29 protein-coding genes are annotated in these 22,853 nt (G+C 31.8%); 5 read left to right on the top strand and 24 right to left on the bottom strand.

Annotated elements, in window-relative coordinates; translation table 11 throughout:
* Positions 1–4: 4 nt before the first annotated feature.
* The 12 genes from EG240_RS02845 to pdxA form a co-directional block, all read right to left on the bottom strand.
* Positions 5–535, bottom strand: a complete 531-nt coding sequence (locus tag EG240_RS02845) for an NADH-quinone oxidoreductase subunit NuoE family protein (protein ID WP_125017215.1) — start codon at positions 533–535, stop codon at positions 5–7.
* 2 nt (positions 536–537) lie between these two features.
* Positions 538–1,773, bottom strand: coding sequence for an NADH-quinone oxidoreductase subunit D (locus EG240_RS02850; protein WP_125017217.1), 1,236 nt, complete (start codon positions 1,771–1,773; stop codon positions 538–540).
* Positions 1,774–1,782: 9 nt separating this feature from the next.
* The gene (locus tag EG240_RS02855; protein WP_125017219.1) at positions 1,783–2,304 is read right to left on the bottom strand and encodes an NADH-quinone oxidoreductase subunit C; all 522 of its coding nucleotides are present in this window, start codon (positions 2,302–2,304) and stop codon (positions 1,783–1,785) included.
* A gap of 1 nt (position 2,305) precedes the next feature.
* Complete coding sequence (locus tag EG240_RS02860; RefSeq protein WP_125017221.1) at positions 2,306–2,857, bottom strand: NADH-quinone oxidoreductase subunit B; 552 nt, start codon at positions 2,855–2,857, stop codon at positions 2,306–2,308.
* Between the two features lie 13 nt (positions 2,858–2,870).
* The gene (locus tag EG240_RS02865; RefSeq protein WP_125017223.1) at positions 2,871–3,236 is read right to left on the bottom strand and encodes an NADH-quinone oxidoreductase subunit A; all 366 of its coding nucleotides are present in this window, start codon (positions 3,234–3,236) and stop codon (positions 2,871–2,873) included.
* Between the two features lie 288 nt (positions 3,237–3,524).
* The gene (locus tag EG240_RS02870) at positions 3,525–3,722 is read right to left on the bottom strand and encodes a cold-shock protein (protein ID WP_125017225.1); all 198 of its coding nucleotides are present in this window, start codon (positions 3,720–3,722) and stop codon (positions 3,525–3,527) included.
* A gap of 137 nt (positions 3,723–3,859) precedes the next feature.
* Complete coding sequence (gene accC, locus EG240_RS02875; RefSeq protein WP_125017227.1) at positions 3,860–5,209, bottom strand: acetyl-CoA carboxylase biotin carboxylase subunit; 1,350 nt, start codon at positions 5,207–5,209, stop codon at positions 3,860–3,862.
* Between the two features lie 67 nt (positions 5,210–5,276).
* The gene (accB, locus tag EG240_RS02880) at positions 5,277–5,759 is read right to left on the bottom strand and encodes an acetyl-CoA carboxylase biotin carboxyl carrier protein (RefSeq protein ID WP_125017229.1); all 483 of its coding nucleotides are present in this window, start codon (positions 5,757–5,759) and stop codon (positions 5,277–5,279) included.
* Positions 5,760–5,787: 28 nt separating this feature from the next.
* Complete coding sequence (locus EG240_RS02885) at positions 5,788–6,789, bottom strand: beta-ketoacyl-ACP synthase III (RefSeq protein ID WP_125017231.1); 1,002 nt, start codon at positions 6,787–6,789, stop codon at positions 5,788–5,790.
* Between the two features lie 171 nt (positions 6,790–6,960).
* Positions 6,961–7,155 carry a 50S ribosomal protein L32 gene (gene rpmF, locus EG240_RS02890; RefSeq protein WP_125017233.1) on the bottom strand — a complete coding sequence of 65 codons (195 nt, stop codon included), beginning with the start codon at positions 7,153–7,155 and terminating at the stop codon, positions 6,961–6,963.
* A 9-nt stretch (positions 7,156–7,164) separates the two neighbouring features.
* Positions 7,165–7,734 (bottom strand): YceD family protein, encoded by a 570-nt coding sequence (locus tag EG240_RS02895; RefSeq protein WP_125017235.1) that lies wholly within the window; start codon positions 7,732–7,734, stop codon positions 7,165–7,167.
* A gap of 73 nt (positions 7,735–7,807) precedes the next feature.
* Positions 7,808–8,854 carry a 4-hydroxythreonine-4-phosphate dehydrogenase PdxA gene (gene pdxA, locus EG240_RS02900; RefSeq protein ID WP_125017238.1) on the bottom strand — a complete coding sequence of 349 codons (1,047 nt, stop codon included), beginning with the start codon at positions 8,852–8,854 and terminating at the stop codon, positions 7,808–7,810.
* A gap of 55 nt (positions 8,855–8,909) precedes the next feature.
* Here pdxA and EG240_RS02905 point away from each other — a divergent pair, with 55 nt between their 5' ends.
* The gene (locus EG240_RS02905; RefSeq protein ID WP_125017240.1) at positions 8,910–9,497 is read left to right on the top strand and encodes a riboflavin synthase; all 588 of its coding nucleotides are present in this window, start codon (positions 8,910–8,912) and stop codon (positions 9,495–9,497) included.
* A gap of 58 nt (positions 9,498–9,555) precedes the next feature.
* Here EG240_RS02905 and EG240_RS02910 read toward each other — a convergent pair whose 3' ends face one another.
* The 3 genes from EG240_RS02910 to EG240_RS02920 all read right to left on the bottom strand — a co-directional run bounded on the left by EG240_RS02910 (position 9,556) and on the right by EG240_RS02920 (position 12,212).
* Complete coding sequence (locus EG240_RS02910) at positions 9,556–10,194, bottom strand: carbonic anhydrase (protein ID WP_125017242.1); 639 nt, start codon at positions 10,192–10,194, stop codon at positions 9,556–9,558.
* 39 nt (positions 10,195–10,233) lie between these two features.
* The gene (locus EG240_RS02915; RefSeq protein WP_125017244.1) at positions 10,234–11,826 is read right to left on the bottom strand and encodes a SulP family inorganic anion transporter; all 1,593 of its coding nucleotides are present in this window, start codon (positions 11,824–11,826) and stop codon (positions 10,234–10,236) included.
* Between the two features lie 71 nt (positions 11,827–11,897).
* The gene (locus EG240_RS02920; protein ID WP_125017246.1) at positions 11,898–12,212 is read right to left on the bottom strand and encodes a hypothetical protein; all 315 of its coding nucleotides are present in this window, start codon (positions 12,210–12,212) and stop codon (positions 11,898–11,900) included.
* 220 nt (positions 12,213–12,432) lie between these two features.
* Here EG240_RS02920 and EG240_RS02925 point away from each other — a divergent pair, with 220 nt between their 5' ends.
* From EG240_RS02925 to EG240_RS02940, 4 genes are all read left to right on the top strand, one after another.
* Positions 12,433–13,329, top strand: a complete 897-nt coding sequence (locus EG240_RS02925; protein ID WP_125017248.1) for a S66 peptidase family protein — start codon at positions 12,433–12,435, stop codon at positions 13,327–13,329.
* The gene (locus EG240_RS02930; protein ID WP_125017250.1) at positions 13,330–13,692 is read left to right on the top strand and encodes a YraN family protein; all 363 of its coding nucleotides are present in this window, start codon (positions 13,330–13,332) and stop codon (positions 13,690–13,692) included. It begins immediately after the preceding gene.
* A gap of 70 nt (positions 13,693–13,762) precedes the next feature.
* Positions 13,763–15,157: an aspartate ammonia-lyase gene (aspA, locus tag EG240_RS02935; RefSeq protein WP_125017252.1), complete on the top strand. Its 1,395-nt coding sequence runs from the start codon at positions 13,763–13,765 to the stop codon at positions 15,155–15,157.
* A complete protein-coding gene (locus EG240_RS02940; RefSeq protein ID WP_125017254.1) occupies positions 15,154–15,549 on the top strand; it encodes a hypothetical protein in 396 nt (131 codons plus the stop codon). Before aspA ends, EG240_RS02940 begins: the two co-directional genes overlap by 4 nt.
* A 56-nt stretch (positions 15,550–15,605) precedes the next feature.
* On the opposite strand, the gene EG240_RS02945 is transcribed toward EG240_RS02940, so the two are convergent.
* The 9 genes from EG240_RS02945 to hemE all read right to left on the bottom strand — a co-directional run bounded on the left by EG240_RS02945 (position 15,606) and on the right by hemE (position 22,834).
* Complete coding sequence (locus EG240_RS02945) at positions 15,606–16,019, bottom strand: CBS domain-containing protein (RefSeq protein WP_125017256.1); 414 nt, start codon at positions 16,017–16,019, stop codon at positions 15,606–15,608.
* Between the two features lie 153 nt (positions 16,020–16,172).
* Positions 16,173–16,562 (bottom strand): c-type cytochrome, encoded by a 390-nt coding sequence (locus tag EG240_RS02950; RefSeq protein ID WP_125017258.1) that lies wholly within the window; start codon positions 16,560–16,562, stop codon positions 16,173–16,175.
* 6 nt (positions 16,563–16,568) lie between these two features.
* Positions 16,569–17,567 (bottom strand): porphobilinogen synthase, encoded by a 999-nt coding sequence (hemB, locus tag EG240_RS02955; RefSeq protein ID WP_125017260.1) that lies wholly within the window; start codon positions 17,565–17,567, stop codon positions 16,569–16,571.
* Positions 17,568–17,612: 45 nt separating this feature from the next.
* A complete protein-coding gene (locus EG240_RS02960) occupies positions 17,613–18,560 on the bottom strand; it encodes a DUF4421 family protein (protein WP_125017262.1) in 948 nt (315 codons plus the stop codon).
* Positions 18,561–18,599: 39 nt separating this feature from the next.
* Positions 18,600–19,550, bottom strand: coding sequence for a DUF4421 family protein (locus tag EG240_RS02965; RefSeq protein ID WP_125017264.1), 951 nt, complete (start codon positions 19,548–19,550; stop codon positions 18,600–18,602).
* Positions 19,538–20,443: an oxygen-dependent coproporphyrinogen oxidase gene (gene hemF / locus EG240_RS02970; RefSeq protein ID WP_125017266.1), complete on the bottom strand. Its 906-nt coding sequence runs from the start codon at positions 20,441–20,443 to the stop codon at positions 19,538–19,540. The genes EG240_RS02965 and hemF overlap by 13 nt, the downstream gene beginning before the upstream one ends.
* A gap of 308 nt (positions 20,444–20,751) precedes the next feature.
* The gene (locus EG240_RS02975) at positions 20,752–21,111 is read right to left on the bottom strand and encodes a hypothetical protein (RefSeq protein ID WP_125017268.1); all 360 of its coding nucleotides are present in this window, start codon (positions 21,109–21,111) and stop codon (positions 20,752–20,754) included.
* A 91-nt stretch (positions 21,112–21,202) separates the two neighbouring features.
* A complete protein-coding gene (locus EG240_RS02980) occupies positions 21,203–21,751 on the bottom strand; it encodes a transposase (protein WP_125017270.1) in 549 nt (182 codons plus the stop codon).
* Between the two features lie 57 nt (positions 21,752–21,808).
* A complete protein-coding gene (gene hemE, locus EG240_RS02985; protein WP_125017272.1) occupies positions 21,809–22,834 on the bottom strand; it encodes a uroporphyrinogen decarboxylase in 1,026 nt (341 codons plus the stop codon).
* Between the last annotated feature and the right edge of the window lie 19 nt (positions 22,835–22,853).

Genomic DNA, 22,853 nt, shown 5'->3' on the forward strand with positions numbered 1-22,853 from the left:
GGTATTATTTATCGTGTAAAATTATTTTTCCAACTCTACAATCTTCGATTAATGAATCGATTTTTTCTTTAGTTAAATGTTCGTGATAGAAATCACCTAGTTGCAGCATTGGAGCATAACCGCAAGCTCCTAAACATTGAACGCCTACCACAGAAAACATTCCGTCTGACGTAACTTGTCCTGGTTTTACATTTAATTTTTCACATGCATATTCCATCATGTTCTCTGCTTTGTTAATGGCGCAGCAAGATGTAACACAAAATTCTAACATGTATTTGCCTATTGGTTTCTGATTGAACATCGTGTAAAACGTTGTTACTTCAAAAACTTCAATTGGTTTGATATTTAATATTTCGGCTACTTTGGTTTGAAGTTCTAAACTCAACCAATTGTCATGTGCGTCTTGAACTTCATGAAGAACTGGTAAAAGTGCCGATTTTTGTTTTCCTTCCGGATAATGACTAATCAATTCGTTGATTCTTGCCATTAATTCTGGAGTGAAATTTATGTCTTGTTTGTAGTTTGTTTTTTCCATAATTAACAGTCTAATTCTCCCGCAATAACGTTCATACTAGAAAGTGTGATAATAGCATCTGATAAACTTCTGCCTTTTACAATTTCGTTAAATGCTTGGTAATAAATAAAACATGGTCTGCGGAAGTGTAGACGATACGGAACACGACTTCCGTTTGTGATTAAGTAAAATCCTAATTCACCATTTCCACCTTCAACAGCATGATAAACTTCTGTATTTGGAACAGGTATTTCTCCCATTACAATTTTGAAGTGATAAATTAATGCTTCCATATTTTGATAAACATCTTCTTTTGGAGGAAGATAATATTCTGGAACATCTGCATGATAAGGGCCTTCTGGCATTTTAGCGATTGCTTGGCGAATTATTTTCATACTTTCCCAAACTTCAGCATTACGTACGCAAAAACGATCATAACAATCTCCGTTTTGTCCAACAGGAACATCAAAATCAAAATCCTCGTAAGAACAATAAGGTTGTGCCACACGAACATCGTAATCAATTCCAGCAGCACGAAGGTTTGGACCTGTAAAGCCGTAGCTCATTGCCATTTCTGCAGGAACAGCTCCAGCTCCGATGGTACGATCCATGAAAATTCTGTTTCGAGATAACATGTTTTCAAATTCAGACCAAACACCTGGGAATTCATTTAAGAATTCATCAATTTTTCTCCAAGCAGTTTCAGACCATTCGCGTTCAAATCCACCAATACGTCCCATGTTTGTAGTTAGACGAGCACCACAGATTTCTTCGTAGATTTCGTAAATTTTTTCACGGTATTGCATTACGTACAAGAAACCTGTTAAAGCTCCAGTGTCAACTCCCATTACTGAACTACAAATAATGTGGTCTGCAATACGAGCTAATTCCATAATAATTACACGTAAATATTGAACGCGTTTTGGGATTTCAATTCCTAAAGCTTTCTCAACCGTCATCCACCAACCTGTGTTGTTGATAGGAGATGAACAATAATTTAATCGATCGGTTAAAACGTTGATTTGGTAAAATGGACGGTTTTCAGCAATTTTTTCAAATGCTCTATGTATGTATCCAACAGTTCCTTCACCATCAAGAATTGTTTCTCCATCCATCAATAAAATGTTTTGGAAAATTCCGTGAGTAGCAGGGTGGGTTGGTCCTAAGTTTAAAACTGATAATTCAACACCGTCTTTTTTTAGGCGTTCTTCAATTTGTTTTTGAAAACGATTTTCTGGGGTTAATAGTAAGTCAGACATATGCGTTTTTTAACAATTATTAGGTATTCTTCCGAAGAAACGATCGTCTTTATCAGTACGTCCTTGGTCTTCCATCGGGAATTCTTTTCTAAGTGGGAATGATTCCATTTCATCCATATTTAAAATACGTTTCATTTGTGGATGATTATTGAATTTAATTCCATAGAAATCGTATGTTTCTCTTTCTTGCCAGTTTGCTGATTTGTAAAGATCTACCACAGAATCAACATTTGGATTATCTGTACTTGTAAAACACTTTATACGAATACGAACATTTTTATACCAATTGTGTAAATGATAAACGACAGCAAATTGTCTGTTTTTTTCGTAATCCGGAAAATGAACACCACAAACATCTGTCAAGAAATTAAAGTTTAAATCTTTATCTTCTTTCAAGAATTTAATGATTTCGTGATTTTTTTTACTGTTTATTTCAAAAGTTAAAATGTCGTGTGATTCGTGAAATTCTATAATATCTAAACCAAAAGTATCGACTAATTTCTTTTGAATGGTTTGGTTATCTAAGCTCATTTTATTTGATGTTATATGAGTTTAATAATTCTTTATATTCATCTGAACTTCTTCTTCTAACAGATTCGCTTTTAACGATTTCTTGTAAAGTTAAGATTCCATCTAAAATTTGTTCTGGACGTGGTGGACAACCAGGTACGTAAACATCAACTGGAATTACTTTATCGATTCCTTGTAAAACAGAATAGGTATCGAAAACACCTCCTGAAGATGCACAAGCTCCAACTGCAATAACCCATCTTGGTTCTGCCATTTGTTCGTAAACTTGACGTAAGATTGGTGCCATTTTTTTAGAGATTGTTCCCATTACCAGAAGCATATCCGCTTGACGGGGAGAGAAACTCATACGTTCAGCTCCAAAACGACCAATGTCATAAGTTGCTGCCATAGTTGCCATATACTCAATTCCACAACAAGAAGTTGCAAAAGGAAGTGGCCACATTGAGTTTGCACGAGCTAAACCTACTACTTCATTTAGTTTTGTAGCGAAGAAGCCTTCGCCAGCATAACCGTTTGGTGCATTTACCAAATTTGGTTTTGAATTTTTACTCATAACTTAAATTAAATTAATCCCACTCAAGTCCTTTTTTCTTGAATTCGTAAAGAAGTCCTACAACTAATAAAAACATAAAGATTCCCATTTTCCATAAGCCATCCCATCCAAATTCTTTGAAGTTTACTGCCCAAGGATACATAAAAATTACCTCGACATCAAAAAGAACGAATAAGATTGCTACTAAGAAATATTTTATATTGAAGGGAATTCTAGCGTTACCTATCGACTCAATTCCACATTCGAAATTTTGGTCTTTGTTTTTTGACGCTCTTTTTGGTCCTAAAAAGCTAGAACCAATAATTGTTAAAACAACGAAACCTGCCGCAAAGCCTAGCTGCATAAGTATCGGTACTAAATCAAATTGACTAGATTGCATATTTATGTTTTTATTTAACTTATAATTCACAAATATAAATTTATATTATAAATTTTTGAGTATAACATGTTTTTATATTTGATTCCGAAAGGGTTTTTGACTTAATTTAGAATGTTTATAAATAAAATCATCAGATTAAATTTAGATGATATTTTTTAGAATTAAATTATTTCTATAAAAAAGTACACGATTTGTAATTCTGTTAATGTAGTTTTTAAATAAAAAAAAGGGCTATTTCGTTAAGAAATAGCCCTTTTAAGTAAGGTGTAAATATATATTTAAATATAATTAGTCTATAACAACAACTTCTGATGCAATAGTACCTTTTTTACCGTCAGATTCTACGTAAGAAACTGAGTCTCCATCACGTAATTCTCTACTTTTGATTCCTGAGATGTGTACGAAGATGTCGTTACCTGTTTGATCATCAGTAATAAATCCGAATCCTTTTGATTCGTTGAAGAACTTAACTTTACCTGTTCTCATTTTAATATAAAATAATAATTAATAATATTCAAAGATATACTTTTTTTAAAAGTAGTCAAGTTTTTATCTTATTTTTTTTATTTTTTTTTAATAGAATATTTTTAAATGAAAAAAATCAGCCGTAAGGCTGATTTTTATTACTCTTCTTGCTTTTTTATAACAAATGAATCCATAAATGCAGTGGTGTAATTTCCTGCTACATAATCTGGATTGTCCATTAATTGTCTATGGAATGGTATTGTAGTTTTGATTCCTTCAATAACAAATTCATCTAATGCGCGTTTCATTTTGCTAATTGCTTCTTCACGTGTTTGTGCAGTAGTAATCAATTTAGCGATCATTGAATCGTAATTTGGTGGAATTGTATATCCAGAATAAACATGTGTGTCTAAACGAACACCGTGTCCGCCTGGAGCATGTAATGTTGTGATTTTTCCTGGAGAAGGTCTAAAGTCCATAAATGGATCTTCTGCATTGATACGACATTCGATTGAGTGTAGTTGAGGTAGATAGTTTTTACCAGAGATAGGCACTCCAGCAGCAACTAAAATTTGCTCTCGTATTAAATCGTAATCGATAACTTGTTCTGTAATTGGATGTTCTACTTGGATACGAGTGTTCATTTCCATAAAATAGAAATTACGATCTTTGTCAACTAAGAATTCGATAGTTCCAGCTCCTTCGTACTTAATGTATTCAGCAGCTTTTACAGCAGCTTCACCCATTCTTGTACGTAATTCGTCAGTCATAAATGGAGAAGGAGTTTCTTCTGTTAATTTTTGATGACGACGTTGGATAGAACAGTCTCTTTCTGATAAATGACAAGCTTTTCCGTAAGAATCTCCTACAACTTGAATTTCGATATGGCGTGGATCAACAATAAGTTTTTCCATATACATACCGTCGTTTCCAAATGCTGCAGCTGATTCTTGACGAGCACTTTCCCAAGCTTTATCTAAATCTTCAATATTCCAGATTTCACGCATTCCGCGACCACCACCTCCAGCAGTTGCTTTCATCATTACTGGTAAACCGATTTCTAAAGCTACTTTTTTTGCATCTTCTAATGAAGCTAAAAGTCCTTCAGAACCTGGTACGCAAGGTACACCGGCTGCTTTCATTGTTTCTTTAGCCGTTGCTTTATCACCCATTTTTTCGATCATCTCAGGAGATGCACCGATAAATTTGATTCCATGTTTTTGGCATAATTCAGAAAATTTAGCGTTTTCTGATAAGAATCCATATCCAGGGTGAATTGCGTCAGCATTTGTTATTTCTGCAGCAGAGATAATATTCGACATTTTTAAATACGAAAGATTACTTGGTGCAGGTCCGATACAAACGGCTTCGTCAGCAAAACGTACGTGTAAACTATCTGCATCTGCAGTTGAGTAAACAGCTACTGTTTTAATGCCCATTTCTTTACATGTTCTTATGATACGTAAAGCAATTTCACCTCTGTTTGCAACTAATATTTTTTTAAACATCTGATTTTAAATTGAAAGTTAAACAATTTGAAAAATTTGAAATCAATTCAAATGATTTTACTTCAAATTAAGATGGATCAACTAAGAATAATGGTTGATCAAATTCAACTGGAGAAGAATCGTCAACTAATACTTTTACAATTTTACCTGAAACTTCAGATTCGATTTCGTTGAATAATTTCATTGCTTCGATTACACATAAAACATCTCCTTGTTTAATTGTAGTTCCTACTTCTACGAATGCAGGTTTGTCAGGCGATGGTTTTCTGTAGAAAGTTCCGATAATTGGTGATTTTACAGTGATGTATTTACTGTTGTCAATAGCTTCTGTCGCTGCAGGTGTTTCAGTTGTAGCTGCAGGAGCTGCTTGTGTAGTAGCTGGAGCGATTGATTGAGTTTGAACAGGAATTTGTTGAATATAAGCAGTTTCAGCAGCACCTTCTGTTGTTGTTTTGATGGTGATTTTGAAATCATCCATTTCTAATTTAACTTCAGTAGCACCAGATTTCGCTACGAATTTAATTAAATTTTGAATTTCTTTAATGTCCATATAATTCTGAGTTAGTTTGTTAGTTTTTTTATTGTTTACTTGTATAAGCCCATTTTAAATAGATTGATCCCCATGTAAATCCACCACCAAAAGCAGCAAAAATTAAGTTATCTCCCTTTTTAAATTTATCTTCAAAATCAGCTAATAATAATGGCAAAGTAGCTGATGTAGTATTTCCGTATCTGTGAATGTTTATTAGTACTTTAGATTCTTCTAATTCCATTCTGTTTGCTGTTGCATCAATAATTCTTTTGTTAGCTTGATGAGCAATTAACCAATCTATATCATTGTTGGTTAGATTGTTTCTTTTCATGATTTTTTCGCTAACGTCAGCCATTCCAGAAACAGCGTATTTGAAAACTGTTTTTCCATCTTGATGAACAAAATGTTGTTTGTTTTGGATGGTTTCAATTGAAGCTGGTAGTATAGATCCGCCTGCATCGATTTTTAAAAATTCTCTTCCAATACCATCGCTTTTTAATATTTCATCTTGAATTCCTAAACCTTCTGTGTTTGGTTCGAATAAAACAGCTCCTGCACCGTCTCCAAAAATGATACAAGTTGCACGGTCAGTATAGTCTATAATTGAAGACATTTTATCTGCTCCAATTAATAAGATTTTTTTGTATCGACCAGATTCAATATAAGCTGAAGCTGTTGACATTCCAAAAAGAAAACCTGAGCAAGCTGCTTGTATATCATATGCAAATGCGTTTGTTGCACCAATTTGCGTTGCTACGTAAACTGCTGTTGAAGCAACTGGCATGTCAGGCGTTGTTGACGCTATGATTACTAAATCAATTTCTTTTGGGTCTGTGTTAGATTTTTTTAATAAATCTTCGGCTGCTTTAATTGCCAAGAATGAAGTTCCTTGACCTTCTTCCTTTAATATTCTTCTTTCTTTAATTCCTGTTCTAGAAGTAATCCATTCGTCATTAGTTTCTACCAAAGTTTCTAAAATAGTATTTGATAATACAAACTCAGGTAAATATTTACCAACGGCTGTAATGGCTGCTGTAATCTTTGTCATAAGGGTTTACTTTGTATTTTTTAAAAGACCAAAAAGTCTCGAAAATTACAAAAAAAAATCGAAATAGAGCTTTTTTTTGTTGAGAATTGTAAAAAATCGGGTTTTTTTGAATGATTTCGTCAAAAAAAAAACTCCCACAAACGTGAGAGTTTAACTTAGTTTTTTACAAAATTAAGCTACAGCTTCAGTTTTGTCAATTACAACTTGACCTCTGTAGTATAATTTTCCTTCATGCCAATGTGCTCTGTGGTATAAATGAGCTTCACCAGTTGTTGGGCAAGTAGCGATTGTTGGTGCTACTGCTTTGTAATGAGTTCTTCTTTTATCTCTTCTTGTTTTCGAGGTTTTTCTCTTAGGATGTGCCATCTTACAATATTATTTATCCGTTAATAGTTGTTTTAATTTATCCCATCTAGGGTCAATTTCTTTATTTGTATTCTCTTGTTCTTCTTCTGTTGAATCTTCTTCTTCAATTTCGATGTCTATTTCATCATCAAAATCTAAAAAGTCGAAATCGTCTTCATCTAGAATTTCGTCTAATAATTCTGGTCTTACTCTTCTGTAAGGTACCGAAAGAACTATCATCTCATAAATGTATTGACTTACGTTGATTTGAAATTCTCCGTGAGGAATTATTAATAATTCTTCGTTGTCGTTGTTGAATTCCTCACCAAACTTAATAATAAGATTTAGATTTCCTTCTGTTTCTAAATCAAAATCTTCGTTTGATACATCGCAAGGTACATTTACTGTTCCTGTGTGATTGAATGAAAGCTCAAGCATTGTAGGTTTTTTATTTAAAACTAAATCTACTTTTACGTCAGCTTCATTGTAATCTTCATATTCAAATAAATCAAAAAATGATTTTGTAATATGATATTCAAATTGATGTTTTCCGTCTTTTAATCCTACAAAAGGAATTAAAAAATCTTTTTCAGTTACCATAACGGACCTATTTGAGCGTGCAAAGATAAAAAAATAATATTATAACAAATGGGTTATGAACATTTTTTTGTTATTAATTTTTTTTATTCTCGTAAAGCGGAGCTTCTTTGCTTTTTAAATACGCGTTTCTATTTTTATAAATGTCTAAAGCTGCATAAATTGCTTCTGTGAACGATGTGTGATTTGCTATGTTTTTACCTGCGATATCATAAGCTGTTCCGTGATCTGGTGAAGTTCTTATTTTTTCTAAACCAGCTGTGTAATTCACGCCTTCTCCAAATGATAACGATTTAAATGGAATTAAACCTTGGTCGTGATAACAAGCAACAACGGCATCATAATTTAAATATTGTTCGTTTCCAAAAAAAGCATCTGCAGAGAATGGACCGTTTACGATATAACCTTCGTTTAATAATTCTTTAATGGTTGGGAAAATAGTTTCGATTTCTTCTTTACCAATTACACCGTTATCTCCGCTGTGAGGATTTAATCCCAATAAAGCAATTTTAGGTTTGATGATGTTGAAATCTTGAATCAAACTTTGATTAATTGTTTTTATTTTCTGTTTGATTAATTCAGGTGTGATTGCTTCAGAAATTTCGTTTATTGGTAAATGGTCAGTAAGTAATCCAATTCTTAAATTCTCGGAAATCATTAGCATCAATGCATTTCCTTCGATTTGTTCGTTTAAATAGTCTGTGTGTCCAGGAAAATGAAAATCTTCTGATTGAATGTTGTATTTGTTGATTGGTGCAGTTACTAAAATATCAATTTCGTTTTTCTTTAATGCTTCTGTTGCAGCAACAAATGATTTAATTGCATATTTACCAACTTTGTCGTCAAGTTTACCAACTTCTAAATTAACTCCTTCTTTCCAAATGTTCAGAACATTGATTTTTCCTAATTGTATTTGGTCTATGGAATCAATGGAATGAATCGATAAAGTACAACCAACTGATTTCTTGATGAAAGAAACTAATTTTGCATTTGCAAAAATAACCGGCGTACAAAGCTCCATCATTCTTGTATCTTCAAGAGATTTTAAGATAACTTCAGGACCGATGCCATTCATGTCACCGATTGAAATTCCTAATATTATATTTTCTCCTTTTTTACACATAACTAATTTTAATTATTGCTAATTTTGTTGCAAATTTAGTAAAATAATTCAAGATATGTTTACTGGTATAGTTGAAACCTTTGGTGAAGTTAAGGAAATTGTTCACGAAAATGATAATGTGCATTTATTTGTACAATCAAAAATAACAAATGAGTTGAAAATTGACCAAAGTGTTGCTCATAATGGTGTATGTTTAACAGTTGTTGAAATCAAGGATTCGATTTATAAAGTTACTGCGATTAAAGAAACGGTTGAGAAGACTACTATTGGGAATTGGCAAGTTGGTAATTTTGTTAATTTGGAACGTGCAATGTTATTGGGTGCTCGTTTAGATGGACATATTGTTCAAGGACATGTTGATCAAACTGCTGTGTGTGTTGCTATTGAAGATGCAAACGGAAGTATCTATTTTACTTTCGAATACGATTTTGCTAAAAATAATATTACAATCGAAAAAGGTTCAATTACTGTTGATGGAACGAGTTTGACTGTTGTGAATTCAGGTAAAAATACATTTAGTGTCGCGATTATTCCTTATACGTTAGAGAATACATTGTTTAAAACATATAAAGTTGGAACTCAAGTTAATTTAGAATTTGATGTAGTAGGGAAGTATGTTTCTAAACTGATGAGTTTAAAATAGATATAAAACCAAAAAATCCTGCATCAGCAGGATTTTTTTATAACTATAAACTAAGAAATTAATCGTGTAATTGTTCTTTTAAGAATTCAACTTCACCATTATCAACATTATAATATGCTCCAGCGATTCCGATTTCGCCACTCATAAATAATTCTTTTAATACATCGCTTTGTTCTAAAATAGCGTCCATTGTGTGGATTACGTTATGGTTTGCAACTGCTTCGATAAACTCAGTTGAAGACTGCTCTACATTTGGCATTTCTTCTTTTACTTCTTTGATTGAAACATCGAATTTGTTTAAAACCTGACCTAATTTACCTGGTGCTCCACCTTTACAAGCTCCGGTTGCAGCTCCACATTTACTGTGTCCTAAAACTAAGATAACTTTTGTTCCAACATATTTACAAGCATATTCCATACTTCCAATCATATCGTCAGTTAAAACATTTCCTGCAACTCTTAAACTGAAAATATCTCCAATACCTTGGTCAAAGACCAATTCAGATGAAGTACGGCTATCCATACAACTTAAGATAATTGCAAATGGAAATTGTCCGTCTTTTGTTTCGTTAACTTGATTTAAAAGATTTCTATTAACTTTTAAGTTGTTGATAAAACGTTGGTTACCTTCTTTTAAAAAATCGATTGCTTTAGCTGGTGTCATTGTTGCTAAAGTTTCTGCTGTATGTGCTTTCATAATGATATTATTCTTTAAAAATTAATTATATGGGCTAAATTAAATAGCGCCATTGTGAGTGATGTTAATGTGTGAATTTTTGTCTTCTGCGTATTCTTTATACGAAGTTTTGAAGCCAACTAAATTCACAGTAATGTTTTCTTCTTTTGCTCTTACGTTTGCAAAATCTTGAATTAATTCTAAAACATCTGTTGTGATATAAGAAGTTCCAGAAGCGTCAATCGTAACCTTTGAACCAGGTTTTACATTTTTAATTGTTTTTTTGATTGCTGCTTTGTTTAAGAAAGAAACTTCTTCCGCTAATTTGATTGTGAAATCATCTGTTTCGTTTAATTCTTCACGGCTTAAATAGTAAGCGCGTTTCATATTTCCTTGTAGGATATAGATGATTGAAATTAATAATCCAATTCCAACTCCTTTTAATAAATCTGTAAATACAACAGCTAAAACAGTTGCTAAGAACGGAATGAATTGGTATTTTCCATTGTGCCAGAAATGCATAAACGTTGCTGGTTTAGCTAATTTATATCCTACTAAAATCAATACCGCTGCTAAAGTTGCAAGTGGAATTAAGTTTAAGATGAATGGAATAGAAATTACACAAACCAATAATAAAACTCCGTGGATGATTGCTGATGTTTTTGAAGTTGCTCCTGCGTTTGCATTTGCAGAACTACGAACAACAACAGAAGTCATAGGTAAACCTCCAATAACAGAGCTAATTAAGTTTCCAATTCCTTGAGCTTTTAATTCTAAGTTTGTATCAGTAATTCTTCTTTTTACGTCTAAACGGTCAGAAGCTTCGATACATAATAACGTTTCAATAGAAGCTACAATTGCAATCGTTGCTCCAACAATCCAAACTTGTGGATTTGCGAATCCTCCGAAATCAGGAATTGTAATTAAGTTTTTGAAATCCTCAGCTGATTGTGGAACGGGTAAAGTAACTAAATGTTCAGAGCTAATTGCTAATGAACTTCCTGTTGCGATAAATAATTGATTAAGTAAAATACCTGCAACAACAGCAACTAATGCTCCTGGTAACATTTTGATTTTCTTTAATGTTGCAACGTTATCCCAAGTCAAAAGAATAGCCATAGAAACCAACGTAACTATGATTGCTCCTGTGTGAACTGATGAGAATAATTCTGAGAAATAAGACATATTGAAACCGTCTTCAAATAAAGTTTGGTTTCCTTCATAATCTTTATCAAAACCTAATGCGTGAGGAATTTGTTTTAAAACAATGATTATACCGATACCGGCAAGCATTCCTTCGATAACGTTATTTGGAAAATAATTTGAAATACTTCCTGCGCGAATAAATCCTAAAACCAATTGAATGATTCCGGCGATTAATCCTGCTGTTAAGAATAATTCAAAAGTTCCTAATTCTGTGATTGCTGATACAATAATTGCAGTTAAACCAGCTGCTGGTCCAGAAACACTGATGTTTGAATTACTAATAAATCCAACAACAATTCCTCCGATAATACCTGAAATAATACCTGATAAAGGTGGTGCTCCAGAAGCTAATGCAATTCCAAGACAAAGTGGTAAGGCTACTAAAAAGACAACCAAACCGGGTGCGAAATTTTGAGAAATTCCGTCTTTAATATTACTAAAACTCATTTAAATTTTGTTAAGTTAAAACATAAGTGGTACATCCAGATGTGAAAACATTGGATATAAATCGTTAAAACTTAAGCTAATTCGGGAGGTGGTGATGGTATTTTTAGGACTAAATCGTCGTTAATAGAATGAATGGTTTCTGTACCAAATTCATTCATGTATTTAGAGTCCGTATTAAAAAAAGGTGTGAAAAATAAAGAAAGATATTTTAAATCTTCTTCTTCAGAAATTGGATTATTTTTTTTATTTGAAGAATGTGTTTCTTCTTCTTCAGACATTGTTAATCCAGCCATAGGTAAATCTATATCCAAAACCGACGCTACAGTCGGAGCAGACATAAAATTCATAAAGACGAATAGTAATAAAATATTTATTGCTTTTACCATGTTGCTAAATTACTTCAATATTTTAAAAACTTAAAGCATCTTTAAAAAAAATAAGAAAAAATTAACGTGTTTTACCTAGTGTTTAATGTATGTTTCGTAAAATTAAAGATAATGTAATTTTAATTTGTTTTTTTTGTTTACTACATAAATTTCTATGGTTGATTATATTATTATATTTTTGTAAATCAATATAAATCTACTAATTAGTTTCTTTTAACTTATGAAAAAACCAAATTATTTAAAACCACAAGACAAAGTTGCAATTGTTTGTACAGCGCGAAAATTTACTGCTATTGAAGCACAACCTGCGATGGATTTACTGAAAAGCTGGGATTTAATTCCTGTTTTAGGAATTACAATTGGTTTAGATAATTTTCAGTTAGGTGGTTCTGATGAGGAACGTGCTGCAGATTTTCAAGCACAACTTGATAATCCTGAGATAAAAGCCATTTGGATTGCTCGTGGCGGATATGGTTCTGTTCGAATCATTGATAATTTAAACTTTGATAAGTTTCTTCAAAATCCAAAATGGATTGTTGGATTCAGCGATATCACCGTTCTTCATTCGCATATAAATACTTTAGGTGTTTCAACGATTCACGGAATTATGCCTTATACAGTTCCGAATACAATTGAAACTTCTATCGAATCGCTAAAGAAAGCTTTATTTGGAGAATCTTTATCGTATGAAATTTCTTCTCATTCTGATAATCGAATAGGAAAAACTACAGGTGAGTTGGTAGGTGGAAATTTATCTATTATTTATAGTTTGTTAGGTTCAGAATCAAGTATTGATACCAATGGTAAAATTTTGTATATTGAAGATTTAGATGAATATTTATATCACATTGACCGAATGATGCAAAATTTGAAACGCAACGGATATTTTAAAAATTTAAAAGGTTTGATTGTTGGCGGAATGACCGATATGCATGATAATTCAATTCCGTTTGGTTTGGATGCCATTGGAATCATTAAGGATGTAACTTCAGAATATGATTTTCCAATATGTTTTGATTTTCCTGCGGGTCACGTAAAAGACAATCGTGCGTTGCGATTGGGTCAAGAAATTTCATTTGAAGTTACCGAAAATAAAGTTGAAGTAAACTTTTTGTAAATGGCAGAACACAACGATTTAGGTCAATTTGGTGAAGATTTGGCAATTTCTTTTTTAGAAGAAAAGAAATATAAAATTCTGCAACGTAATTATCGTTTTCAGAAAGCCGAAATCGATATCATTGCACAATTAGAAAATACTTTAATCGTTGTTGAAGTGAAAACCAGAACTTCGATTGCTTATGGTTTACCGCAAGATTTTATCAAACCAGCTAAAATTAAATTATTAGTAAAAGCAATTAATCATTACGTTGAAACGAATAATCTTGATTTCGAAATCCGTTTTGATGTAATCGCTATTCATAAAAATAAAGAAGGTGTTTTTGATATCGAACATATCGAAGATGCCTTTTATCATTTCTAATCAAAAAATAACTTCTCGTTTTGTATTAAGTCTTTGGTTTTTTGTAATTTAGAAAAAAATAAACTAAATTATGGAAGATTTTAGATTAGAAACCGATTTGTTAGGTGAACTTCAAGTACCTGCAAATGCATATTATGGCGTTCAAACTCAGAGAGCTGTTAACAATTTCAAAATATCAAATCACAAATTATCAGATTATAAAGAATTTATTCGTGCTTTAGGAATTGTAAAGCTTGGAGCTGCAAAAGCAAATTTTAAGTTGGGTTTATTATCTGAAGATATTTATAAAGCTATTGAATTTGGTTCAAACGAATTAATTCAAGGTAATTATTTCGACGAGTTTCCAGTTGATATGATTCAAGGCGGTGCGGGAACTTCTGTAAATATGAATGCCAACGAAGTAATTGCTAATCTTGGTTTAGAATTTTTAGGAAAAGCCAAAGGAGATTATACTTTTTGTTCTCCAAATGACCACGTAAACTTATCACAATCTACAAACGATGCGTATCCAACAGCTTTGAAATTGGCTTTGTTTGATATGAATAAGCAATTGGTTTTCGCTCTTGAAAAATTGTTTTTTGCATTTGATAAAAAAGCAGGTGAATTTCATCACTTAATAAAAATGGGAAGAACGCAACTTCAGGATGCTGTTCCGATGACTTTAGGACAAGAATTCGAAGCTTTTGCCATTACTTTAAAAAAAGAAATTATAGCTTTAAGACGTGTGAGTTTATCATTTCTTGAAACAAATATGGGAGCAACTGCCATCGGAACAGGTTTAAATGCTGCTCCTGGTTACGCCGAATTATGCACCAAAGAAATTGCCGAATTGTTGAACGAACCTGTTGTTCTTGCAGAGAATTTGGTTGAAGCAACTTCAGATACAAGTGCTTTTGTTGAATATTCAGGTGCATTGAAAAAGTTGAGTATTAAGCTTTCTAAAATATGTAATGATTTACGTTTGTTAGCTTCTGGTCCGCGTGCTGGTTTATTTGAAATTAATCTCCCACCAAAGCAGCCTGGTTCTTCAATTATGCCAGGGAAAGTAAATCCGGTAATTCCAGAAGTTGTAAATCAAGTTTGTTTTAAAGTTATCGGAAATGATTTAACCGTTGCTTTTGCTGCTGAAGCTGGTCAATTGCAATTAAACGTAATGGAACCGATTATTGGTTTTTCGATTATGGAATCAATGCAATATTTGACTAACGCTATGGATACTTTACGAAAAGAATGTATTGATGATATTACTGCAAATGCAGAACATTTAAAAAATGAAGTCCAAAATAGCATTGGGATTGTAACTGCCTTGAATCCGCATATTGGTTATAAAGCAAGTACAAAAATAGCAAAGCAAGCTTTAGAAACTGGGGAAAGTGTTTATCAATTGGTTTTAGACCAAAATTTATTGAGTAAAGAACAATTAGATGAAATTCTCGACCCGAAAAATATGGTTGGACCGCTATGAAAATTGTAATTTATTTATGCTTTATGATTTTGTTTTCTAATTTTGGATTTGCTCAGGAAAACTTAAATAGTCCAGAAGATAGAATTCATAATTTTGTTCAGCAAAAAGCAAATCCTTCAGAAAAAAATATCGATGACTATAAAAAGACATTGATGGTTGACATGAAATCTAAATGGAATTTGAGTTTTTCAGAAGTTATTTTAAAATTTATTGTCGAAAAAGATGGAAGCATTTCTAATTTAATTGTAATTTCTGAAGAATGGAAGCCAACAGAAAATGACATGATTCAGTTAAATGACTTAATTTCTGAGAAGGGAAAATGGAACCCTGCAAAATATAAAGAACTTAATGTTCGGTCTAGTTTAAATATAAAATTAATTTTTCAGCAGTAATATAATGATAAAACCTCCTGAATTACGGGAGGTTTTATCTTTTTGTTTTAAATTTATTAATATTGGTCTAATAAATACTTCACAATATCGGTTGTAGTTACAATACCAACTATTTCTTCGTTTTCAATTACTGGAAGCGAATGGAAACTTTGATTATAAAAAATCTCAGCAACATCTTTAATGTTTGTATCCGCCGTTACCGTAATCGGATTTTTAACCATTACGTTTTTTAATTCAAACGAATCGTAAATTGCATTTAAGGCTTCTGAGTTTTCTTCGCTTGTTCCGAATCCTAATTTTTGAACATCGTTTTTACTAATAACTCCAATAATTTTTGAGCCATCAACAACCGGAATATGACGAATTCCATATTCATTGTACATTTGGTTTACTTCACTAATTTTTTTTGTTGGATTCACAACAATTAAAGCTTTTGCCATAATTTGAGAAACGGGAACTCTTTGTTTCATAATTTATCTAGTTTTAGGTTTTTCTGTATAACAAAAGTCCGAATAGAATGTGTGAAATGAGCTGATTTTTATTAGTTCAAAATTGAATTATATTTTGTATCTTAATGTGTTATTTAAAAAAATAAAACCGAGTTTTTGACTCGGTTTTGATTTCTATAAGCTCAACATATAAGCTTCTAATGATTTTATTTCTTCATCTGAAAATGATTTGATAATCGCGAAATTCGTTTTCATAACTTCATACTGCGATGGATCAACAATTGGTTCAGATTTCTGACGTAAAAAATCAAAAATCGAAGCGTTTTGTTCTTTGTATATTTTTGCAATATCTTTTATACTCGGACCAATTACTTTTTTGTCTGCTAAGTGACAAGATGCACAAGCAGCTTTATTACTTTCAAATAATTCTTTTCCGTTTGAAATTAATTGTTCTTCTGCAGATAATGCAGTTTCAGGATATAAAACCTCTTCTTTTTTTTCTTCTTTCTTTCCGCAAGATGCTAAAGAAATAGCGATTAATGCTAATCCTAAAATTTTTTTCATATCAATTTATTTTTTGTTTAATAAAACCGCAGCTTCTTTCGCAAAATAAGTTGAAATTAAACTAGCTCCAGCACGTTTAATACACATCAATTGTTCCATCATAATTTTATCGTGGTCTAACCATCCTTTTTCTGCAGCAGCTTTAATCATAGCATACTCGCCAGAAACGTGATAAACCGCAACCGGAACATTAACGTTATCTTTTACTTCACGAACAATATCTAAATAGGCTGTACCTGGTTTAACCATAACCATATCAGCACCTTCTTCTGCATCCCAAACTGCTTCTTTAATAGCTTCAATTCGGTTTGCATAATCCATTTGGTATGTTTTTTTATCTTTAGGAACAACTTCTCCAGTTTCTTTTGGAGCTGAATCCAATGCGTCACGAAATGGTCCGTAAAATGCCGAAGCATATTTAGCAGAATAACTCATAATACCAACATTGATAAATCCGGCTGCATCCAAACCTTCGCGTAAACGTAAAATTCGTCCGTCCATCATATCAGAAGGAGCAACAAAGTCAGCGCCAGCTTCTGCGTGAGAGATGGCCATTTTTACTAAAGCTTCTACAGTTGTATCGTTTTCAACGTCACCGTTTTTGATGATTCCATCGTGACCGTACATTGAATATGGATCCAAAGCAACATCCGGCATTACAATCATTTCTGGAACTGCATTTTTGATGGCACGAATTGCGTTTTGCATCAATCCATTCGGGTTCCAAGCTTCTTTTCCTGTATTGTCTTTTAAATCGTCACTAACTTTAACGTAAATATTTACAGCACGAATTCCTAAATCGAATAATTCTTTAACTTCCTTAACTGTTAAATCAATTGAACGACGGAAAATTCCAGGCATCGATGAAATTTCAATTTCTTGATTTTCTCCTTCCACAATAAACATTGGGAACATAAAATCTGCTGGACTTAAACTTGTTTCACGAACCAAACTTCTGATTGATTCGTTTTGTCTTAATCTTCTACCTCTGTGTAATGGAAACATATTTTTTAATTTTTAGCAACCTGCTATTTGTTTTTACTTTTGATATTATAATTTTATTGGAATGAGATTTAGAGCATCATCATATATTTTTTTTGCTTTTTTAGGCGTTTTAAATCGATATCCAACTTCAAATTTGATTGCATTAAAAGTATTGTTATAATTTTCTCTACGATTTTCGAAAGCTAATGAAGTACCATTATATCCAATTGACGAAAAGAAATTGTCTGTATTGTATCCGATTTTAATATTCGTTGCTAATTCAATTAATGGATCCACAACACCGTTAACAATATTTGCACCTATTCCTAAATTGACACCTGCACCAATTAATATTTTCTTATTAATTACAAAGTTATAATAATATGACGGAGAAGTTGTTATCGAATAGATGTTTATATTTAATTCATCTTCTTTTTTTTCAGATTCCAACTTTGAATAATATCCTGTAAAATGCAAAATAAAACTTCCTGTACTTTTACTTTGCCATTCATTTGGATTAAATAAGGTTTGATAGGAATACTTTTTATTGAAAATGTACGAAGTAGTTCCACCTACTTTTGTCGATCTAAATTGCGGAAAGTAAAAATGTTCAATAGTATTGTCAAGATCTAAATAAAACCCTCGTTGATTTAAATACATAAAAGATTGCGACCATTGTTTATGATTCAATCTGAAAGCGAAATTAAAATTTCTTGATCGATTCTGTGCTTTATTCGATTTTAGAAAATTTGGTGTATATCCAATGGCAAAATCAATTATTTTGTACGTAAAATTAAAATTTAATTTTCGTTCAAAATTAGGTGTTAATTCTGCTTTGTATTTTTCTAAATGATCTTTGTAACCTATATAAAAAGTGTCATTAATTTCTTCAATCGAAATGCTTGTTATTATCATTTCATCATATGAAATAAAATAATTATTAAGCGTATCATTCTGTGAAGAAAGTATATTGCAACAAAAGAAAAATATTATTGAAATAATGATTTTATTCATCAAAGCTTTTTTGTTTTACAAGTATTATTCTAATTGTTGTTAAAGTTTTTTCGGTATCAATTTTATTGCGTCATCATATACTTTTTTTATTTTTTTAGGTGGATCAAACCTAAAACCAACTGCTATCAAAGCATTCAATGAAGTGTCGTCTAAACGAGCTCTATTTTCGTTGAACAGAATGTTGGTGTTATTGACCTCCAAGTAACTATAAAAAGAAGTTGTATTATAACCTAATTTTGAATTAAATATGACCTGACAAAGTGGAGATGTTTTTTTGTTATGAATTTCAACACCTGCGCCAACACCTGCTCCACCAGATAAAAACACCCTTCGGTTTATAACCCAAGTATAATAATAGGATGGCGACAATGAGAAACTATACATCTGTAAATTGAAATCTGCCTTATCATCTTTGTTTAATAAGCTGGTATAAAAGAATGAAAAGTTTGGTACAAAACTTCCCGCACTTTTGATCTGCCATTGATTTTGATTGAATAATGCCGAGTATGAAAATTTCTCATTGAAAACATATGAAGTCGTTCCGCCAATTTTAATGGATCTAAAAGATGGTAAATACAAACTTTTGTCATCAAGAAATTCTGTAAAAAAGCCCATTTGTTTAACGAATTCTACTGATTGATACCATTTTTTATGATTAAATCGCGTAGCAAAATTCATGTTACTAGCCTTATATTTATCAGCATTTGATCTTAAAAACCACGGAGTATAACCAAATGATATGTCAATCATTTTGTATGTTAGCCCAAAGGTTATTTTATTTTTAATATTTGGATAGAATTCTAAATTGCGTCTTTCGCTATCAATATCCTGGCTTAAAACAAACGAATCTGTATCGCTTTGAAAACTCGCACTTACAATAACTTTTTCAGCATACGAAACCATATATTGATTCAATGAATCTTTTTGTGCAAAGTTTTGTTGTGCGCAAAAGCAAATAAAAATTATATTTAAATATATTAATCTACCCATTTTTTTGGTTGTGCTAAAACCTTAATTAATTTTTCTTCTATCGAACCCGCTTCTGGTTGATGGTCATAAACCCATTGAACGTGCGGAGGTAAGCTCATTAATATCGATTCAATACGACCGTTTGTTTTTAACCCGAAAATAGTTCCTTTATCATGAACTAAATTGAATTCAACATATCGACCTCGACGAATTTCTTGCCAAGTTCTGTTTGCTTCTGTAAAAGGTAAATCTTTTCTTTTTTCCACAATCGGAACATAAGATTCTAAGAAACTGTTTCCAACTTCGGTGACAAAATTGTACCAATCTTCCATTGACATCTCATCGTTTTCAATCAAATGGTCAAAGAATAAACCGCCAATTCCACGTGCTTCGTTTCTGTGTGCATTCCAAAAATATTCATCACATACTTTTTTGTATTTCGGATAAAATTCAGGATTGTGTTTGTCACATGCTGTTTTACAAACTTGGTGAAAATGAATCGCATCTTCATCAAATAAATAATACGGCGTTAGATCTTGTCCACCACCAAACCAAGAACCGACTTTATTTCCCTCTTTATCATACATTTCAAAGTAACGCCAGTTTGCATGAACCGTTGGAACCATCGGGTTTTTAGGATGAATAACCAAACTTAAACCACATGCAAAGAAATCTACATCACCTACGTTAAATGCTTTTTGCATGGTTTCTGGTAAATGACCGTGAACGGCAGAAATGTTTACGCCGCCTTTTTCAAAAACAGCACCGTTTTCAATAACACGTGTTCTTCCACCGCCACCTTCTGGACGTTCCCATAAATCTTCTTGAAATTTCGCTGCGCCATCAACTTCTTCTAATTTTGAAGTAATAGTATCTTGTAATTTTTGTATATATTGGTAAAATTTATCTTTCATTTTTTTGATGATTTTTATTATTCTGTTAAAATGAATATCATGTTACAAAGCATAACAGCTAATAAAATAACTAACGGAATAATAATTAATTCTAGATTTCTTTTATAATGTATTTTATTGAACCAATTAATAGCAAATAATCCCCATATAGTACCTAATGAAACATAAAAGGTATGAGATATGTTTATAAATAACTTATACGGTTGGTAAGGATTTATCCAATAATCAGTAATAGCATATAAGTTGTAAATAGACCATATCCAAAAAACTATAATTGGAATAGTTGCCAGTTTAATTTTTAACATAAATTATAATTTCGCCATCTTATTCATAATTTCAAACGAGAACATTTTACTTTCGTTTAAAATAAATTGATATAAATGTTTGGCTCTTTCTTTTAATAATTCATTTGGTTGCTTTTTTTCAAAACCGACTAAAATATCAGTAAAGGTTTCCATTTGTTCCCAAGGCCATTCGTTTTCTATAAATTTCTGAAAGAAAACATTTTCATCTTCGTTTAGAATTTCTTCTTGTGAAAATCCGCTTTCTTCAATGGTTTCCCAAAACAAAGCTTCGTTCCAATTATCAGGGACAAATGTAATTCCAGATAAACGTTGTAATATGGAATTTAATCTTTGTTGAATTTCGTCTTTTTTACTTGTGAGCATTTTAGTAGTTTTTAGTTCTCAGCATTTTGTCCTGCAAGGTTTTGTAAACCTTGTAGGTATTAAAGTTAGCAATAATCTATTATAATTTAACTTATTCAAGTGTATAATTTTCTATTAGAATTTCAAATTCTATTTGATGTGAACTAATGAAATTTGACTGATTAAAAAACAATTCGAGTACTTTATTTCTTGCAAGTTTAGTTTCTTTATTAGTTATAAACGCTTGATATGATGAGAATCTATATTTTTCAAAATCTAAATCTAGATGATGGTATGGGTTTTTATGAATATAAATGATTAAGTTTCTTAAATAGGTTTCATTTTGAAGTTGTATTCTTTTGAAATGTTTCTCAAATAAACTTCCAGTACGATTTTCTTGTTTATTGAATCCTTTAGCATAAGCATTTAATACATTTGAAAGTTTTTGAATTACTTCATTCTCGTTTAAAATTTTAACTAAAAAATGAAAATGATTATCCATTAAACAATATGCATAAATTTCAAGAACATTTTCTAATTGTGTTTTTATCTTATTTAAGAAATATTGCTTGTTTTTGTCTGATTTGAAAATATTACAGCCATTTATTCCACGATTATAAATGTGGTAAAAATGTTCGTTTTGTAATTTTTCAAGTTTCACAAATTTTATTTTTAAAAAAGAATCCTACAAGGTTTTTAAAACCTTGCAGGATCAGTCCTATTTATTATATTCTTTCACAGCTTCAATAAATGCTTTCGCGTGATCTACTGGAATATTTGGTAAAATTCCGTGGCCAAGGTTTACCACTAATTTATCTTTTCCGAATTCGTCAATCATTTCGTGAACCATTTTCTTGATTGTTGGAATTGGAGAAAGCAATCTTGATGGGTCAAAGTTTCCTTGAAGTGTGATTTCGTTTCCTGCAAACAAACGTGCGTTTTTAGGAGAACAAGTCCAATCAACTCCTAAAGCAGATGCTTTTGATTTTGCCATATCGCCTAAGGCAAACCAACATCCTTTTCCGAAAACAATAACTTCAGTTTCTTCAGCTAAAGCTTCAACAATTTGGTTGATGTACTTCCAAGAGAATTCCTGATAATCTACCGGAGAAAGCATTCCTCCCCAAGAATCAAAAATTTGAACAGCATCAACACCAGCTTTTACTTTTTCTTTTAAGTAAGCGATAGTTGTGTCTGTGATTTTTTGTAATAATACGTGAGCAGCTTCTGGTTGAGAGAAACAAAATCCTTTTGCTTTGTCAAAGCTTTTAGATCCTTGTCCTTCTACAGCATAACAGAAAATAGTCCAAGGTGAACCTGCAAAACCAATTAACGGAACTTCATTGTTCAACATTTCTTTGGTAATTTTAATTGCTTCCATTACATAGCCCAAAGTTTCTTCAATATTCGGAACAATTACTTGTTCTACATCTTGAGCTGTACGAATAGGATTTGGTAACCAAGGTCCAACGTCTTCTTTCATTAGAACTTCAATGTTCATTGCTTGTGGAACTACTAAAATATCGGAAAATAAAATAGCAGCATCAGACTTTACAATGTTGATAGGTTGAACAGTGATTTCTGCAGCAATTTCTGGCATTCTACAACGTGTAAAGAAATCGTATTTTTCACGTATTGCACGAAATTCTGGTAAATATCTACCTGCTTGACGCATCATCCAAACTGGAGGTCTTTCAACAGATTCTCCTTTTAAAGCTCTTAGAAATAAATCGTTTTTTAACATATCTTCTGTTTGTATTTGC

Source organism: Paenimyroides tangerinum (assembly GCF_003865405.1).
GTDB classification, from domain to species: Bacteria; Bacteroidota; Bacteroidia; order Flavobacteriales; family Flavobacteriaceae; genus Flavobacterium; species Flavobacterium tangerinum.

What these genes read in the sequence shown, in the direction of transcription:
- EG240_RS02845 (WP_125017215.1), bottom strand. Translation starts at nt 535, where the DNA reads ATGGAAAAAACAAACTACAAACAAGACATAAATTTCACTCCAGAATTA.
- EG240_RS02850 (WP_125017217.1), bottom strand. Translation starts at nt 1,773, where the DNA reads ATGTCTGACTTACTATTAACCCCAGAAAATCGTTTTCAAAAACAAATT.
- EG240_RS02855 (WP_125017219.1), bottom strand. Translation starts at nt 2,304, where the DNA reads ATGAGCTTAGATAACCAAACCATTCAAAAGAAATTAGTCGATACTTTT.
- EG240_RS02860 (WP_125017221.1), bottom strand. Translation starts at nt 2,857, where the DNA reads ATGAGTAAAAATTCAAAACCAAATTTGGTAAATGCACCAAACGGTTAT.
- EG240_RS02865 (WP_125017223.1), bottom strand. Translation starts at nt 3,236, where the DNA reads ATGCAATCTAGTCAATTTGATTTAGTACCGATACTTATGCAGCTAGGC.
- EG240_RS02870 (WP_125017225.1), bottom strand. Translation starts at nt 3,722, where the DNA reads ATGAGAACAGGTAAAGTTAAGTTCTTCAACGAATCAAAAGGATTCGGA.
- accC (WP_125017227.1), bottom strand. Translation starts at nt 5,209, where the DNA reads ATGTTTAAAAAAATATTAGTTGCAAACAGAGGTGAAATTGCTTTACGT.
- accB (WP_125017229.1), bottom strand. Translation starts at nt 5,759, where the DNA reads ATGGACATTAAAGAAATTCAAAATTTAATTAAATTCGTAGCGAAATCT.
- EG240_RS02885 (WP_125017231.1), bottom strand. Translation starts at nt 6,789, where the DNA reads ATGACAAAGATTACAGCAGCCATTACAGCCGTTGGTAAATATTTACCT.
- rpmF (WP_125017233.1), bottom strand. Translation starts at nt 7,155, where the DNA reads ATGGCACATCCTAAGAGAAAAACCTCGAAAACAAGAAGAGATAAAAGA.
- EG240_RS02895 (WP_125017235.1), bottom strand. Translation starts at nt 7,734, where the DNA reads ATGGTAACTGAAAAAGATTTTTTAATTCCTTTTGTAGGATTAAAAGAC.
- pdxA (WP_125017238.1), bottom strand. Translation starts at nt 8,854, where the DNA reads ATGTGTAAAAAAGGAGAAAATATAATATTAGGAATTTCAATCGGTGAC.
- EG240_RS02905 (WP_125017240.1), top strand. Translation starts at nt 8,910, where the DNA reads ATGTTTACTGGTATAGTTGAAACCTTTGGTGAAGTTAAGGAAATTGTT.
- EG240_RS02910 (WP_125017242.1), bottom strand. Translation starts at nt 10,194, where the DNA reads ATGAAAGCACATACAGCAGAAACTTTAGCAACAATGACACCAGCTAAA.
- EG240_RS02915 (WP_125017244.1), bottom strand. Translation starts at nt 11,826, where the DNA reads ATGAGTTTTAGTAATATTAAAGACGGAATTTCTCAAAATTTCGCACCC.
- EG240_RS02920 (WP_125017246.1), bottom strand. Translation starts at nt 12,212, where the DNA reads ATGGTAAAAGCAATAAATATTTTATTACTATTCGTCTTTATGAATTTT.
- EG240_RS02925 (WP_125017248.1), top strand. Translation starts at nt 12,433, where the DNA reads ATGAAAAAACCAAATTATTTAAAACCACAAGACAAAGTTGCAATTGTT.
- EG240_RS02930 (WP_125017250.1), top strand. Translation starts at nt 13,330, where the DNA reads ATGGCAGAACACAACGATTTAGGTCAATTTGGTGAAGATTTGGCAATT.
- aspA (WP_125017252.1), top strand. Translation starts at nt 13,763, where the DNA reads ATGGAAGATTTTAGATTAGAAACCGATTTGTTAGGTGAACTTCAAGTA.
- EG240_RS02940 (WP_125017254.1), top strand. Translation starts at nt 15,154, where the DNA reads ATGAAAATTGTAATTTATTTATGCTTTATGATTTTGTTTTCTAATTTT.
- EG240_RS02945 (WP_125017256.1), bottom strand. Translation starts at nt 16,019, where the DNA reads ATGAAACAAAGAGTTCCCGTTTCTCAAATTATGGCAAAAGCTTTAATT.
- EG240_RS02950 (WP_125017258.1), bottom strand. Translation starts at nt 16,562, where the DNA reads ATGAAAAAAATTTTAGGATTAGCATTAATCGCTATTTCTTTAGCATCT.
- hemB (WP_125017260.1), bottom strand. Translation starts at nt 17,567, where the DNA reads ATGTTTCCATTACACAGAGGTAGAAGATTAAGACAAAACGAATCAATC.
- EG240_RS02960 (WP_125017262.1), bottom strand. Translation starts at nt 18,560, where the DNA reads ATGAATAAAATCATTATTTCAATAATATTTTTCTTTTGTTGCAATATA.
- EG240_RS02965 (WP_125017264.1), bottom strand. Translation starts at nt 19,550, where the DNA reads ATGGGTAGATTAATATATTTAAATATAATTTTTATTTGCTTTTGCGCA.
- hemF (WP_125017266.1), bottom strand. Translation starts at nt 20,443, where the DNA reads ATGAAAGATAAATTTTACCAATATATACAAAAATTACAAGATACTATT.
- EG240_RS02975 (WP_125017268.1), bottom strand. Translation starts at nt 21,111, where the DNA reads ATGCTCACAAGTAAAAAAGACGAAATTCAACAAAGATTAAATTCCATA.
- hemE (WP_125017272.1), bottom strand. Translation starts at nt 22,834, where the DNA reads ATGTTAAAAAACGATTTATTTCTAAGAGCTTTAAAAGGAGAATCTGTT.